Raw genomic sequence first — 15,229 nt, forward strand, 5'->3', positions numbered from 1 at the left:
AGCACTGGCTTGTCGGAATGAAATGTAATCTCGATACATCAATACGCCCTAGGATTTAGTTAACTGATGACGATGGTGCTCACAAGCGGCATAAAGCGTTTCAGTTCAAAGAACTCTCCCGACACAAGCAGGTGAGCCAGCGCACATTTCACACAAAAGTGACACGACACATATCACAATTTGCGATCGGCATAATCATACACTCAACCCCCATAAAAAATAAGACTAATAAAATCAATAAATAATCATTATTCCTGACTCACTTCCCAACATATGGCCTCATTGCTTGAGACATAAAGCTAAGGTTAATATTTTGTTTCACAACCTTACCCTCTGCACAATCTAACAACACAACGAATAGGAATAAGCGGCATGGCTATAGCAAACATTGTTATCGTGGGTGGTGGTGCTGGCGGGATGGAGATTGCGACAAAATTAGGCCACAAACTGGGGCGCAAAGGAAAAGCAAAGATAACGTTAATCGATTGTGCTGAAAGCCATATTTGGAAGCCACTACTGCATGAGGTTGCGACTGGCGCACTCGATGTTGGTATCGACGCTTTAAGCTATCGAAGCCATGCAGCCGCCCATGGCTATCACTTTCAACAGGGCGCTATGACGGATATCGATAGACAAAACAAACAAGTAGTGCTGTCTGCGATTTGTGATGATAAAGGTGATGTACTACTCCCATCTCGTCATATTGATTATGACTATTTAGTGGTCGCCATTGGCAGTATCGCTAATGACTTTAACATTCCAGGCGTACGTGAACATTGCCAATTTCTTGATAATACAGAGCAAGCAATGGCAATCCGCAAAATTTTGCTGAATAAGTTTCTCCGTTATGCCAGCCATAGCCTGCTGGCCGATAAAATTAAAATTGCTGTTGTAGGTGCAGGGGCCACTGGAGTAGAAATGTCTGCGGAAATGCACCATGCCGTGGATCAGTTGCGCGGATTTGGCTATAACATCGATTCACGTCTTTTGGAGGTCACCCTCATTGAAGCTGATAAACGGATTTTACCTAAAGTAGAAAAGCGCGAAATTTCAGACTCAGTGACCAAAGAATTAGCCGCGCTCGGCGTTAAGGTCATGACTGAAACACGAATTAATCAGGTGGATGAAACGGGGCTGACCACAACAGATGGGCAGATGATCCCCGCCGATTTAGTGATCTGGTCTACAGGGGTAAAGGCACCGGATTTTCTGAAGGAAATTGGTGGACTAGAAACCAACCATATTAACCAGTTGGTGGTAAAACAGAATATGCAAACCAGCCGCGATCCGCATATTTTTGCAATTGGTGACTGTGCTGCTTGCCCACAACCCAACGGTACTTTTGTTCCACCAAGGGGGCAATCTGCACGACAAATGGCACTCATGACGGCCGACAATATTATGCTACTGCTTGCAGGACAAGACGCCCGTCATCAGTATGTTTATAAAGATCTTGGGTCGCTTGTTAACTTGTCGAAGTTTCATACTGTGGGCAACTTGCTGTCATTTATCGGCGGTGGAGTGATGGTCGAAGGTAAAATCGCTCGCTTTGTTTACACTTCTCTCTATCGGCGACATTTAATTGAACTGCACGGTGTGGTAAAAGGCAGCCTTTTAATGTTTGCTAAAGGTATTAGTCGCATTATTCATCCCCATCTCAAATTGCATTAGCAAGATTATTAAGGCGTTTTGCGTAACTATTTGGTATCTTGCGAGGCAACCGTTAGTTTTCAGGATGAATAACCATGAAAAAAGCAACACTCCTCATACTGCCATTGCTACTTGTCACCACGGCCTGCGCCGATTTAAAGGATGCGGGGCGCGCTATCGGCACCACCACTAAGGATGTCACCAAAGAGATTGGTCATGCCACCCGCGACACCACCAAAGCCATTGGTCATGCTTCTAGGGATGCGGTGAAATCGGTCAAAGAAGATCTCACGAAAGACTCAGAGTGACGCCCGTGCGTCACTCTGCTTTATCGGGGCTCAATCCTTAGGCCGCATTAGCACGAATACCATGGGGAACCGGTAATCCCTGCGAATTCACATTTACAAACACCATCTTATCGATACTCACCACAGGCGCCTGCGTCATCTTATTACGTACTTGGCAACTGACCGTAATGGAGCTGTGCCCAAGGCTGACAAGCTCCAAACCAAATTCCAACACATCCCCTTGGCGCGCCGGCGTCATAAAATTGATTTCAGAAATCAGCTTAGTCACATGGCTGGTGCTTTTCATCTGGCATGCAGCAAAGATAGCCGCCTCCTCGTCAATCCAACTCAATAACTGGCCGCCAAATAGGGTATTTGCAGGATTTAAATGTTCAGGTTTGACTAAACGACGACTGTAATATTTCATGACGGTGACCTCACTGTGAATGCTAAGTTTTACGGCCAATTCACAGCATTATTTAGGCCAAGATAAATAGCCATTGAATAACAATGAGATAGCATTAAGTCTTTGTAAAACGGTTAAAAAATTGCACCAACTCGAGTCAGAGTTGCACCAGAATAATCAATTAGATAAAAAAATAGCGACTCAGAGAGTCGCCAAGCACAGGCAAGCAAAGTATTGACTGGGTGGGAAGTTAAGTCACAAGAGTTGACTTAAAAACCCGTGCAGCACATGTAGGCGAACTGCACGGGGGACAACAGCTGCAATGCAGCTAAACACAGGGTTTACGGGTACAACATCTTACGGGTAGAACCTATTCGCGATACAACAGACTTCGCTTAAAACTGCTCTTCTTCAGTCGAGCCAGTCAGCGCAGTCACTGATGAATGACCACCTTGGATAACCGTAGTCACTTGGTCGAAATAACCTGTGCCCACTTCCTGTTGATGCGCCACGAAGGTGTAACCTTTCTTCGCTGCCGCAAACTCAACTTCTTGAACTTTCTCAACATAATGCTTCATACCTTCACCACGAGCGTAGTCGTAAGCTAGGTCAAACATGTTGTACCACATGTTGTGGATACCCGCTAAAGTGATGAATTGGTACTTGTAGCCCATGTCCGATAGCGCTTGTTGGAAACGGGCAATCGTCGCGTCGTCCAAGTTTTTCTTCCAGTTGAACGAAGGTGAACAGTTGTAGGCCAGCAATTGGTCTGGGTACTGAGCATGGATTGCCTCAGCAAAGCGGCGTGCTTCTTCTAAGTCAGGCTTAGCGGTTTCACACCAAATTAAATCCGCATAAGGTGCGTAGGCTAGACCGCGAGAAATCGCTTGGTCCAGACCCGCTTTTACGCGGTAGAAACCTTCATTGGTACGCTCGCCAGTCACAAAGTCACGATCGTACGGATCGCAATCAGAGGTCAATAAATCCGCCGCGTTCGCATCGGTACGAGCGATAACTAAGGTTTCAACACCGCTTACGTCGGCAGCCAGACGTGCTGCAACCAGTTTTTGTACAGCTTCTTGGGTTGGCACTAATACTTTACCGCCCATGTGGCCGCACTTTTTCACTGACGCTAATTGGTCTTCAAAGTGCACACCGGCGGCGCCTGCGTCGATCATTGACTTCATCAACTCGAACGCATTCAGTACGCCACCAAAACCGGCTTCAGCATCTGCAATAATGGGTAGGAAATAATCGACAAAGTTTTCATCTTCCGGATTAACCCCATTGCTCCACTGAATTTGGTCAGCACGGCGGAAAGAGTTGTTAATACGTGAAACGACCGCTGGAACCGAGTTAGCTGGGTATAAAGATTGGTCTGGGTACATAGTGCCCGCTAAGTTAGCATCGGCCGCCACTTGCCAACCAGACAGATAAATCGCTTCGATACCGGCTTTGGCTTGCTGTACAGCTTGGCCGCCAGTCAGTGCACCTAACGAGTTCACATAACCTTTTTTTGCGCCACCGTTGACTAAATCCCACAGTTTAGCAGCGCCGCGTTTGGCAATGGTGTTCTCTGGAACAATTGAACCACGAAGTGCCACGACTTCTTCTGCAGTGTATGGGCGACGAACATTTTTCCAACGTGGATTCTCTGCCCAATCTTTTTTGATCGCGTCAATCTGCGCCTGACGTGAAGTCTGTGTTGCCTTAGTCATAGTGTCACTCCTTTCTGTATGATGTTGTAGCAAGTGACGCTGCCCCACCGCGTCACCCTTGCCCATTGATTTAATTGACGGTTTCACCGCCATAACGCATTCCATGGGACGCATTAAGTGTTAACGCATTTATAATTAAGCAGTTAGCATCTCGTAACCGGGTAAGGTTAAGAAGTCGACCAACTCATCCGAAGTGGTAATATCCTCAAGCAATACCGCCGCTTGGGTAAATTTGCCGTGGGTGAATCTGTCACTGCCCACTTCTTTTTTCACGTTTGCTAACTCTTCCACCAGCATGTCTTTAAACAATTGTTTCGTGACGGGTTTGCCGTTGGAGAGTGACTTACCATGTTGGATCCATTGCCAAATCGAGGCGCGGGAGATTTCAGCGGTTGCCGCATCTTCCATTAATCCATAAATCGGCACACAACCGTTGCCACTGATCCACGCTTCAAGGTATTGCAGTGCAATACGAATATTCAGGCGCATCCCTTGCTCAGTGCGCTCACCATCACAGGGTTTTAATAACTCTGCGGCGAGGATCGGTGCATCCACATCACGGGTGATATGCAATTGATTTTGATGATCTTGGCCTATGTATTCGTTAAAGATCCCCATTGCCGTGTCCGCAAGACCAGGGTGAGCGACCCAAGTACCATCGTGACCATTGCGAGCCTCAAGCTCTTTGTCCTTACGCACCCGTTGCAACACGGTTTCGTTCTGAGCGGGATCCTTCGCTGGAATAAAGGCCGCCATACCGCCCATCGCCAGTGCGCCGCGTTTATGGCAGGTTTTGATCAGCAGTCTTGAATAGGCACTTAAGAAAGGCGTATCCATAGTCACCGCTTGGCGGTCAGGTAACACGCGGTCGCTATGGCGCTTTAATGTTTTGATATAACTAAAGATATAGTCCCAACGACCACAGTTTAGTGCGACGATGTTTGAACGTAATTCATAGAGAATTTCGTCCATTTCAAACACCGCAGGCAGCGTCTCAATCAAACAGGTACATTTGATTGTGCCAGGCTGCAGGCAGAATCTTTCCTCAACAAAAGCAAACACTTTTGCCCACCAACGCGCTTCGATATGGCTCTCGAGTTTAGGAATATAGAAGTAAGGACCACTGCCCTTCGCCAGCAATTGGCGATAGTTATGGTAAAAGTACATTGCAAAATCGAATAACGCGCCGGGAATGGACTGCTGGTTAAATTCAACGTGCTTCTCTTTTAAGTGCAGGCCACGCACACGGCAGATTAATACCGCAGGATTTGGGCCTAACTTGTAGTGTTTACCGGTTTCAGGCGCTGTGTATTCAATTTCACCACGCACGGCATCACGCAGGTTAATCTGACCTTCCACTACTTTTTGCCAGCTCGGTGCTAAGGAGTCTTCAAAATCCGCCATAAACACTTTGGCATTAGCATTAAGTGCATTGATCACCATCTTACGTTCAACGGGACCGGTGATTTCGACACGGCGGTCAAGCAGGTCGTTCGGAATACCGCGGATCTTCCATGCGCCGTCACGAATAGCCCGAGTCTCAGGTAAAAAGTCTGGCAAAGCCCCTTTATCGATACGCGTCTGTCTGTCTTTACGTTTGGCGAGTAAGGTGGGCACTTCAGCCGCAAATTCACGGCAAAGTGACTCAAGCAACGCCAGCGCACCTTCGGTAAAAATCACTTCTTGGCCAGGGATAGTATTTCCCACTATGGTCAGCGTGCCATTCGCAGTGGTCTTATTCTGTGCCGAATTCAATTGCTGCTCACTTAAAGTTTGTTCCGTCATCTTCTCACCCTCCCAAGAGGCAAAACTCTTGCTCGTTTACGACTCATTACCAGTAAAGACATGGGTAACATGTACAAACATTCACCGCAAAACATTCAAATGTTCGTTTAGAACCAAAACTTACAGACAAACATTTGTATTTGCAACTATCCAAAAGTGTCATGACAGCTAAAAAATTTGACCAAAAACCGTGACAAAATTGGTCTGACCAAAGTAACTTTTAAAATATAAACATATGATTTAAAATTACTTTACATTAAAGCGATAATTACTATTTTGGTAGTGGTGAAATTTGTCTGACAACTTTACCACTTTAAGCGCGTTGTAATTTTATACGTAATTAAATTACATAATGAAAATTAATATATACACCACTTTTACCTTATTCGACCTAAGTAGAAAACAGACAGCGTTTTGAACTCCACCTTAAGGAAAGCGAGTAAAACCAATAAAAATAACCAGTTAACAAAATTGAAACACTGCAAAAGTTTAAACACTCGTTTAAATATTACGTTTACGTAAACAGTCACTAGAATAGGATGAGAGTGATAGGGATCACGGGTTATGTTTCTCGATCAAAAAGCCGAGTCGATGTGGTTAACCCAAAAAATAAATCACTTTTTTATAAAAAAAATGAAACAAATTAGAAATCTGACTAAGAGTTGCTTCAAGTTGCGCGCCTAGTGGCGGCAAAACTCACCACAGGATTAATCCACAAACCGTTAATCATACGTAAAGATGACAAACATTTAACTCCCAAGACCTATCAATCAAAGGTTGCAATGGTTATGAAAATCATTATCATTCGCGACCATTCTGTTTGGGGGAACTTTATATGTCAGTATCACAACCTATATTTCGTTTATCACTTATTGCACTCGCCTGCCTCAGTGCTTTACCACATACCGCTTTTGCCGATGACACACCCTCTGCTCGCGATCAAAACATCGAACGCATAACGGTCTACGGCAGACAAAACTCCGTAGTGAAAAACTCTGGGCTTGCGACTAAGTCAGATATGTCCTTGATGGAAACCCCTGCGGCGGTAGTTATCGTTGACCAAGAGCTGATTAACAGCCAAGGAGTCGACAATCTTCAAGACTTAATTCGTAACATCAGCGGGGTGACTCAAGCAGGCAATAACTATGGCATTGGGGATAACTTGGTGATTCGCGGCCTCGGTGCAAACTACACCTATGACGGCATGTATGGCGGAGCTGGCCTTGGTAACACCTTTAACCCCACTCGCTCTTTAACCAATGTGGAATCCGTTGAGGTCTTAAAAGGCCCAGCAACAGGACTCTACGGCATGGGCAGCGCGGGCGGTGTGATCAACCTGATTGAAAAGAAACCGCAATTTGAGTCCAAGCACAAATTCACCACTGAAGTTGGCCAGTGGGATACCTACTCGCTCGCCATCGATAGCACGGGTGGAATTACCGATGATCTTGCTTATCGTTTAGTCGCCAAAACCGCCCGCAGTGAAGGCTACCGTGATTTAGGCGCCGACCGTGATGAAGTGTTCGGCTCACTCAAGTGGGTATTAAGTGATAGCCAAGATCTGATGCTATCCGGCGCGTATATCAAAGACGCCATTGCCGTTGACTCCATCGGCCATCCAATTCGCATCTACAATGCCGATTCAGTCGGCGGCAAAACAGCGAGCGAAGTCACTTGGCAAGATTTGATAAACGATCCTAAAGGGCTGGGCATACAACTGACTGACGAGCAGCGTCAGCAATTGGCGGCATCACTCGCCAGTGGTGATGGCTTAACTCCCTATTCGTTCGGTGACGCGGGATTAATTTCTCCCATGGCAAAAGATAATGAAGGTGAAGAGTTAAGGTTCAAGCTGACCCACAATATCTACTTTACCGATAATCTGTTCCTCAACCAGCAGTTGCAATATCGCGACTACACCACAGGTTTTGCCCGTCAAACAGGGGCTTACAACTATGTGTACTGGAATAACAAAGGCAAGATAAACGCCGATCCCCGCGCGCCACTGGTTGAAAATGGCGTGCTCTATCCCTTTGCCGCCAGACGTCAGGAATACCGCCAACTCGATGCCGAAGAAACCTCATGGCAGTATTTTGCCGATCTACGTTACGACTTCCAAATCGGCAATATCGACAACGAATTACTGGTGAACGCTAACTACGAAGACCGCGATATTCGCCTCGAGCAATTCTCAATTTACGATGCAGATCAAGTCATTAAAAACAAACAAGGTGAAGTGATTTACCGTGGTTCGCTACCCTATATTTACGATATCCGTAATCCAAACTGGGGAACGGGTAAATTTGCCGACTACGATCCGCTCAAAACCGCCAACTACAACAAAAAAGTCAGCGCTTGGGGCTTAGGCGTGCAACATGTGGGTTATTTAGGTTATGGCTTTACCACCCGTGTTGGCGTGGCCTTTAACGAAATCAAACAGAGCTATGAGCACCTAGGTGTGGATGAGCGCTACAGCGCAAGTCAAGCGAGCCCGACCCCTGAGGAAGATAGTAAAGATAACGGTGTGACCTACAACTTGGGCTTAACTTATATGCCCATTGATGATTTATCGTTTTTCGTTAATCACTCAAAGGGCCGCACCGCCTATAGCATCTTAGGCTCAATTACGGGGGAAAATACCGACCGCGAAGACTCAGAATCCGTCAGTAACGATCTCGGCATGCGCTTTAAAGCCTTTGACGATCAGATGCTAGCATCACTGGTGTTCTTTAAAAGCTCACGCACTAATGTGCCTTACAACAACCCAGACTATAACGCTGGCGTGTCTGGTGCCGAGGTGCCCGTGTACTTTTACGATGGCAGCGAAGATACCAAAGGAGTCGAGTTAGATCTTAATGCCCACCTAAATTATAACTGGCGCATCAACCTTAACGGCATGTATCAAGACGCTAGGGATAAACAAAACCCGAATGACAAAGCCAACTACGACAGCCGTCAAAAAGGTGTGCCCTATGTGACCGCCAGCGCTTGGGTAACCTATGGTGCAGACTGGTTTGCCTTAACAAGCCCTATTGAGCTGAGTTTAGGCGCCAAGTATGTGGATGATAGAAGCACGCACTCAAGCTCATTTGGCATCCCAGATGGTTATGTGCCGAGCTACACCTTAGTGGATTCTGCCATCAGCTACGCCACCGACTCTTGGAAGTTACAATTGAATATCAACAACCTATTCAATAAAGACTATTACAGCAAGGCGATGTTCCTCGGCGGTATGCCAGGCGAAGAGCGTAATGTGAAGCTGCAATATAGCTACAGCTTCTAAGCGTTTTCCTTAAGCCCATAAACAACAAGAGAGCCCATCGGCTCTCTTGTTATTTTAGCTGGCAGACTTAACTGACGTTTTCCCGGTCGCCACGCATCAGCGACTCCAACTCAGCTTTCCCTTTATTGGATAAATCAATCAGCTTGGCTAAATCATGTTGATGGGCAGCACTGGCAATAACCAGCTTTTTATCGTGCTCGGCAAAAATCTTCACCCTTTCATTGGCCTGCACCTGCGATAAACCTAAGCCCTGCAAAATCTTCTCACTGGCGGATAAGGCCGAACCAAAGGTTTCACGGAACACATCGGTCACCCCAAGGCTCATTAATCGATAGGCGTGGTTACGGTCACGTGCCCGAGCGACAATATTGATATGGGGGAAATGGGTTTTCACCTGCTGGGCAATTTCAATCGAATCCTCAACATTATCAACGGCCAGCAGCAACAGGCGCGAGCGTGCAATCCCCGCAGACATCAACATATCTAAGCGTCTTGCATCACCAAAATAGACCTCACCACCGTATTTGCGGATCACATCCACATGGCTGGCATCCTTATCTAAGGCCACAAACGGAATGCCCGATGACGCTAAAATCCGCCCAGTGATCTGCCCTACCCGCCCAAATCCGGCGATCACCACCTCAGATTCAGTCACATTAATGGTATCGGGCAAACGTGTATCCACCACCTTAGGTTTAGTGGCTCTAAAAAGCGTGAAAATCATCGGCGTGACGGCCATGGATAAACCGATGGCGAGCACTAAGATTTGCGCGATTTTATCATCCACTATGCTGGATAATTGCGCCTGCGATAACAGCACAAAGGCAAACTCACCGCCCTCAGCCAAGATAAGCCCAAGTGCAATACTCGGACGCCATGTATGGTGTCGTAAACGGCCAAGCAGCATCAGCACTAGGGTCTTAATCAGTAACATGCCCAGCAAAATTGCGAGGATAAGTAAGGGATCGGTTAAAAACAGCTTGAGATCCATACTCATGCCGACCGCCATAAAAAACAGCCCAAGCAGTAAGCCCTTAAAAGGCTCGATATCGGTTTCGAGCTGATGTCGGTAGCTGGAGTTCGCCAGCATAATTCCGGCTAAAAACGCCCCCATACCCGCCGATAGCCCCAGCCACTCCATCAATTCGGCGCTGCCCATGACAAGCAATAGTGCAAAGGCCGTTAACACCTCACGAACCCCGCTGCTGGCAACGAGTTTAAGTACCCGCGGTAACAGGTATTTTCCCACCAACACAAAGCCCACTAAGGCCACACAGGTCCAATACCAAGGCACCGCATGATGCTCAATCTGGGCCGAATTAGGCGCAAGATAAGCGGTTAATAGCAACATGGGGATCACGGCGAGATCTTGCATTAACAACACCCCAAAGGCATCGCGGCCAAGCGGAGTAGTCAGTAATCGATGTTCGCTCATCAACTGCACCGCAAAAGCCGTCGATGACAAGGATAACGCCGCGCCAACCACTAATGCTGCCTCAATGGATAAGCCAAATCCCCAAGCTAAACCGCCAATTGCCGCCCAAGAAAGGAGTAACTGACCACTGCCGAGACCAAAGATGGCGCTGCGCAGCTCCCATAACTTGCTCGGATTGAGTTCAAGCCCGAGCACAAACAACATGAGTACCACGCCAAGCTCGGCAAAATGCAGCACGGCGGCGGGATCAGACACCAGCGCCATGCCGCCAGGCCCTAAAATCACCCCAGCAGCGAGATAAGACAGAATCGGTCCTGCGCCAAAACGTTTGCCCAAGGGTACAAAAATCACCGCGGCCAATAAAAATAACAGTACAGAAGTGAGCAGACTCGACTCTTCCATTAGGGCTCCACAACGTTAACGAAAGGCAAAAATAGGGGTATGGCCTTAAGCGAAAAAAGCTTCGGCTACCGCTGGCAATCATACTCTAGTTAGGCAGGAAAAAGTGTGAAAAATTGGCCTAAAAATCATCGAGAAAATGCAAGAAATAAGCGAAAAAGCGAAAGAAGAAAACCGCGTTACATTAACCTAAACAGTCAGTTACACAGACAATACAACTCTACCCCCTACGGTCTTACCAACTGGCTGGTAATATTGGTGGCGCGTTTATCGGAGGCTAAAGCGTCCTCATAACAGAATACACTGTTACGACCATTGGATTTTGCGGCATACAGTGCCATATCGGCACGGTGCAGCAGAGGATCTAAGCTTAAGTCTTCTGTTGTCATACCGCTGACCCCAAAGCTCGCGGTGATAGTAAATTTATGCCCCGACAGATGCGTATCAATGGCTTCGATTCGGCTTCGGCATTGTTCGGCAACTTCCATTCCCTTTTCCTCATTGGCATAGGGCAAAAACAACGCAAATTCTTCGCCGCCAATCCGGGCAAACACATCACCATTGCGCACATGGGGTTTTAATACTTCCACGACTTTTTTCAGCGCCCAGTCACCCGTACCATGGCCGTAGGAATCATTAATCCGTTTAAAATGATCTAAGTCGAATAAAATCACGCAAAAATCGCCCCCTCGGGCAGCGGCTTGCACAAACAGATTTTCGCCAAGATCTTGCCCTGCACCACGGTTAAGCACGCCCGTCAGCGCATCCATTCTGGCCATGCGCATCAAACGCCGTTTTTGCAAATTGCCCACGACTAACAAAATCGCAAGGAAAAACAGCCCGCCAACTAATATGGTGATAAACATCAGCATATTCGTGTATTCCCGCTCTTTTACCATTTGCTGGGCGATGTAAAGTTCACGCTCTTTATTCAGCAAGTTGATTTCACGCGCCTGCTCATCGGCATTAAACTTAGCCGCCTGATAAGCAAGGGTTTTCATCCTCGACTCATCAAAAATCAGTTGATTATAATGTTGCTCTTTTCTGGAGTATTCATAGGCTTGTTCAAATTGCTGTTTTTGAGCATAAATCTTAGCAAGTACACGTGATGCACCGTGCTTAAGCTCTGTATTGCTAGAATCATCCACAAGATTCATAACATATTGAGCATGTAACTCAGCTTTCGTAGAATCTTGCAACAACAAATAAGCTTCACTTAGCAACTCATGTACGCTATTAATCTCCAGCTCAAAATTAAATGATTCATACCCCTTTAGAGAATCTAATAAGTAAGAGATAGCAAGCTGTGGCTCATTCAATCTAAGACTCGATTCTCCCATACCTTTTAATGCAATATTCGCAATTAGTGGGTAACCACTGGATTCACAATAACTACGAGTAGACTTAAATTCATCAAATGCTTGCGAATAAGACTTTAACTCTAACTGATGAACGGATAAATATAGTTTAGATATACAAACATCTTTAACATCACTTGGAGAGGCGAGAGCAAGCGCTTTAGCTGCATATTTAGCAACCTCTTCAGTGACCCCCATCGCAGTATATAAACTAGCCAAACGCAAATATGAAGCGCGCTTAAGGTTAATATCATCAATTCGGTCAATTAGCCCAAGACTCTTTCCCATCACTTTAAATGCATCATTGAAATGATGCAGAGCAATATAGGCTGTTGCCTCATAACTATATGCAGAAAATAACATTTCCGAGTCTTTGAGTAAGGCTTCTGCTTGGCCCAACAACTCAATAGCAGTTTGATATTGTCCTGAATAAATAGAAGCTGCACCTTTAAAGAGCAAAACTCGTCCCTGCTGTAAGCGAGACATAGAACCAAATTCAGATTCAATTGTTTTAATTAGGTTTATAGCAGCAGGTAAGTCAGAATGTTGTAATGTTTCAATCTTAGTTAGCGTTTCATCATAATTTGTAGTTGAAGCAATCAAGGGCATACAAAGTATGCTCAAGATTGCCAAAATGAAAACACTAAAAAACTTCAATTAATCACCATTACCATGTGAAATAACAAGGTAAGATTGATAGCTACTATCACCACTTAATGTTTTGAGCTTTTCCATATCACCAGTCATTACAGCATTAATTTCTACATCAGTTAACCCATGGGCACGCATCACTGCCTCTGGATTCTGTTTATAGTCTTCCATTAACAGCGCATCTTGACTGAGTTGGGTAAAAAAATCCGATAATGCAGACATGCTTATTCCTTTATTAGCTTAAATAATAGCGACTCTAGAAAGACTTAACTTTGAGTCAACAGAACTTATAACATTTTCGTGGTATTCAGAACGGTTACCATGGTTAACTAACACGAAGAATTGATAATCTCCATCTCCGTTCAGACTTTTGAGTTTTTTCATATCCCCCGTCATGACAGCAGTAATTTCATCAATACTTAAACCATAAGCAAGCATTACCACCTGTGGATTCTGCTTATAATCTTCCATTAACTGCGCATCTTGGCCTAACTGGGTAAAAAAATCCGATAATGCAAACATGTTTTCTCCTTATTGTTAATAATGACTCAGTATCACACTTCAATTTAGCCCAAATCTTCGGGACCGATCCCTAACTTAGCCAAAATAGCATAGTTGTACTCCAGCTTTTTTGCTGGCGGAATTAACAACGTACTAATCGGCGTTAAGTGTGCTTGGGGTAAATTCGCTAAAGGTAAACGCTCGATACGCGGGGCTTGGATTGGCAAATTGGCCGCTTCGTAGATGACCACCTCATGGTCGAGGGGATACCATTGATTTAACTGCTCCACGAGGATCTGCAACCTATCACTCGAGGTATGAAATTGGGTTAGGGTATGTTCGCCCGCAATCGCGATTTGCCAGAGTAATAAGTGGGTGGTGGGATCTGGCACATGGTTGAAAAACATAAACTGGCTAGCTTCAAAGCTTTGATGCCCGGAGTTGCCAGGGTCAATCCCTAAGTCGGCCCACAGGCAAGCTTCGGCCGAAATCCCCGGCTCCATCTTGGCTGAAAACCCTTCTGCCTTGGCACGAGTGATAGCCATATGGGATACACAGGCAAACACGCCCGGATGACCATAGAGTGCACACACGGTTTTTTTACCCGCTCTCACCGCATCTAGAATGGCATTGACCATTTGTTCGTAGGTGTCTCGGCGATTTTTAACTTCACCATTTTGCGCATAAAACTGCTGCAAATTGATGATATTGGGGTTGAGCTTCGTCAGCCAACGCTGCGAAAAACCGTCGGGTAAGAGTGAAAATACAATATCGGCATGTTCAATATAGCTGCGGCTTAATACGCTAATTTGCCCCGCGAGCTGTAACCCCGTACCCACACAAACGAGTGATCCCAATGGTCTCTCCTAAAAAGGCGATCTCGGCGGATTAATACATAAATTCAAGCGCTGAAATAACGCTCTCTAAAACCAATATCATCGCTAAGATCATCAACACAAAAAACTTTCACAACTCTACTCACATTTAGCTAACAATGCCACAGCACAATACTGCATTTGGTAAAATTTTCTGACCTAATTACCGCCCTACACGGTACATATAAAATAAAAAGCGATACAGGTAACAATCACCGTAAATCAGCGCCCATTATAAAAATCTTCACACACAGCGAACTAAAGCCAACCGCTTAGGTCGAAAACTCACACAATTGCAATGATAAGCGCCGTAACGCCCAATTACCCTTGTCATAGGGGGGAGTGCTTGGGTATGATGGCCGCCAGATTTTCAGAAGTAGCGCATACAATGATCAATAAAAAGCAAAGTCTTACCCTGCTGAGTGCCATTGCGCTCTCAGTTTCGCTCAGTGCCTGTAGCGTGTTTGATTGGCTGATCTATAAGCCCGATATTCCGCAAGGCAACTACATGGAACCGCAACAGGTTGAAAAGTTGCGTATCGACATGACCAAAGAGCAGGCCGAATACATTCTTGGTCGCCCAGTATTGCGCGACAGCTTTGCCGATGACACTTGGTATTATGTGTACCACTATAAGAGTGGCCGTGATGCGAGCATTACCCACAAAGAACTGATCCTGCACTTTACTGGCAACAAATTAAGCTTAGTGAAGGGCGACTATGAATTAAGCCCAGAGTTTAATACGCCGCTTGAGCAAAGTAAGTTGCCGATGGTAAACACCGCAGAATCTGCGCCGCAGGTGCCAGCACAGCGCCCTGACGAAAAGCCATTAGTGAAAGAAAATCAAACCGAAGCGCAAGTTCAAAAGCCAATCAAGTAAG

12 protein-coding genes are annotated in these 15,229 nt (G+C 45.9%); 4 read left to right on the forward strand and 8 right to left on the reverse strand.

Annotated features, from left to right (window positions below; genetic code table 11):
- Positions 1-372 precede the first annotated feature (372 nt).
- The gene (locus tag KXJ80_RS17125) at positions 373-1,671 is read left to right on the forward strand and encodes an NAD(P)/FAD-dependent oxidoreductase (protein WP_037416017.1); all 1,299 of its coding nucleotides are present in this window, start codon (positions 373-375) and stop codon (positions 1,669-1,671) included.
- Between the two features lie 74 nt (positions 1,672-1,745).
- Positions 1,746-1,958 (forward strand): hypothetical protein, encoded by a 213-nt coding sequence (locus KXJ80_RS17130; protein ID WP_037425550.1) that lies wholly within the window; start codon positions 1,746-1,748, stop codon positions 1,956-1,958.
- 37 nt (positions 1,959-1,995) lie between these two features.
- Here KXJ80_RS17130 and KXJ80_RS17135 read toward each other — a convergent pair whose 3' ends face one another.
- From KXJ80_RS17135 to aceB, 3 genes are all read right to left on the reverse strand, one after another.
- Positions 1,996-2,364 (reverse strand): acyl-CoA thioesterase, encoded by a 369-nt coding sequence (locus KXJ80_RS17135; protein ID WP_037416011.1) that lies wholly within the window; start codon positions 2,362-2,364, stop codon positions 1,996-1,998.
- A 374-nt stretch (positions 2,365-2,738) separates the two neighbouring features.
- Positions 2,739-4,061 carry an isocitrate lyase gene (gene aceA, locus KXJ80_RS17140; RefSeq protein ID WP_037425548.1) on the reverse strand — a complete coding sequence of 441 codons (1,323 nt, stop codon included), beginning with the start codon at positions 4,059-4,061 and terminating at the stop codon, positions 2,739-2,741.
- Positions 4,062-4,196: 135 nt separating this feature from the next.
- Positions 4,197-5,846: a malate synthase A gene (gene aceB / locus KXJ80_RS17145; RefSeq protein ID WP_218738238.1), complete on the reverse strand. Its 1,650-nt coding sequence runs from the start codon at positions 5,844-5,846 to the stop codon at positions 4,197-4,199.
- 835 nt (positions 5,847-6,681) lie between these two features.
- Between aceB and KXJ80_RS17150 the strand changes: the two genes are divergently transcribed.
- A complete protein-coding gene (locus KXJ80_RS17150; RefSeq protein WP_218738237.1) occupies positions 6,682-9,129 on the forward strand; it encodes a TonB-dependent receptor in 2,448 nt (815 codons plus the stop codon).
- A 67-nt stretch (positions 9,130-9,196) separates the two neighbouring features.
- On the opposite strand, the gene KXJ80_RS17155 is transcribed toward KXJ80_RS17150, so the two are convergent.
- From KXJ80_RS17155 to KXJ80_RS17175, 5 genes are all read right to left on the reverse strand, one after another.
- On the reverse strand, positions 9,197-10,966 hold the full coding sequence (locus KXJ80_RS17155) for a monovalent cation:proton antiporter-2 (CPA2) family protein (RefSeq protein ID WP_037425544.1): 1,770 nt from the start codon (positions 10,964-10,966) through the stop codon (positions 9,197-9,199).
- 224 nt (positions 10,967-11,190) lie between these two features.
- Positions 11,191-12,930: a GGDEF domain-containing protein gene (locus KXJ80_RS17160; RefSeq protein ID WP_186295927.1), complete on the reverse strand. Its 1,740-nt coding sequence runs from the start codon at positions 12,928-12,930 to the stop codon at positions 11,191-11,193.
- A gap of 48 nt (positions 12,931-12,978) precedes the next feature.
- On the reverse strand, positions 12,979-13,194 hold the full coding sequence (locus tag KXJ80_RS17165) for a hypothetical protein (protein WP_037425540.1): 216 nt from the start codon (positions 13,192-13,194) through the stop codon (positions 12,979-12,981).
- Between the two features lie 18 nt (positions 13,195-13,212).
- Complete coding sequence (locus tag KXJ80_RS17170) at positions 13,213-13,494, reverse strand: hypothetical protein (protein WP_370686203.1); 282 nt, start codon at positions 13,492-13,494, stop codon at positions 13,213-13,215.
- 44 nt (positions 13,495-13,538) lie between these two features.
- Complete coding sequence (locus KXJ80_RS17175) at positions 13,539-14,330, reverse strand: SAM-dependent methyltransferase (RefSeq protein WP_099457755.1); 792 nt, start codon at positions 14,328-14,330, stop codon at positions 13,539-13,541.
- 406 nt (positions 14,331-14,736) lie between these two features.
- Here KXJ80_RS17175 and KXJ80_RS17180 point away from each other — a divergent pair, with 406 nt between their 5' ends.
- Positions 14,737-15,228 carry an outer membrane protein assembly factor BamE gene (locus tag KXJ80_RS17180; RefSeq protein WP_037416135.1) on the forward strand — a complete coding sequence of 164 codons (492 nt, stop codon included), beginning with the start codon at positions 14,737-14,739 and terminating at the stop codon, positions 15,226-15,228.
- Position 15,229: the final 1 nt, after the last annotated feature.

It is taken from the genome of Shewanella xiamenensis (genome assembly GCF_024971755.1).
GTDB lineage: Bacteria > Pseudomonadota > Gammaproteobacteria > Enterobacterales > Shewanellaceae > Shewanella > Shewanella xiamenensis.

Bases quoted from the DNA above. Each gene is read 5' to 3' on its own strand.
- KXJ80_RS17150 (WP_218738237.1), top strand. From the start codon at position 6,682: ATGTCAGTATCACAACCTATATTTCGTTTATCACTTATTGCACTCGCC.
- KXJ80_RS17155 (WP_037425544.1), bottom strand. From the start codon at position 10,966: ATGGAAGAGTCGAGTCTGCTCACTTCTGTACTGTTATTTTTATTGGCC.
- KXJ80_RS17135 (WP_037416011.1), bottom strand. From the start codon at position 2,364: ATGAAATATTACAGTCGTCGTTTAGTCAAACCTGAACATTTAAATCCT.
- aceA (WP_037425548.1), bottom strand. From the start codon at position 4,061: ATGACTAAGGCAACACAGACTTCACGTCAGGCGCAGATTGACGCGATC.
- aceB (WP_218738238.1), bottom strand. From the start codon at position 5,846: ATGACGGAACAAACTTTAAGTGAGCAGCAATTGAATTCGGCACAGAAT.
- KXJ80_RS17125 (WP_037416017.1), top strand. From the start codon at position 373: ATGGCTATAGCAAACATTGTTATCGTGGGTGGTGGTGCTGGCGGGATG.
- KXJ80_RS17160 (WP_186295927.1), bottom strand. From the start codon at position 12,930: ATGCCCTTGATTGCTTCAACTACAAATTATGATGAAACGCTAACTAAG.
- KXJ80_RS17130 (WP_037425550.1), top strand. From the start codon at position 1,746: ATGAAAAAAGCAACACTCCTCATACTGCCATTGCTACTTGTCACCACG.
- KXJ80_RS17165 (WP_037425540.1), bottom strand. From the start codon at position 13,194: ATGTCTGCATTATCGGATTTTTTTACCCAACTCAGTCAAGATGCGCTG.
- KXJ80_RS17180 (WP_037416135.1), top strand. From the start codon at position 14,737: ATGATCAATAAAAAGCAAAGTCTTACCCTGCTGAGTGCCATTGCGCTC.
- KXJ80_RS17170 (WP_370686203.1), bottom strand. From the start codon at position 13,494: ATGTTTGCATTATCGGATTTTTTTACCCAGTTAGGCCAAGATGCGCAG.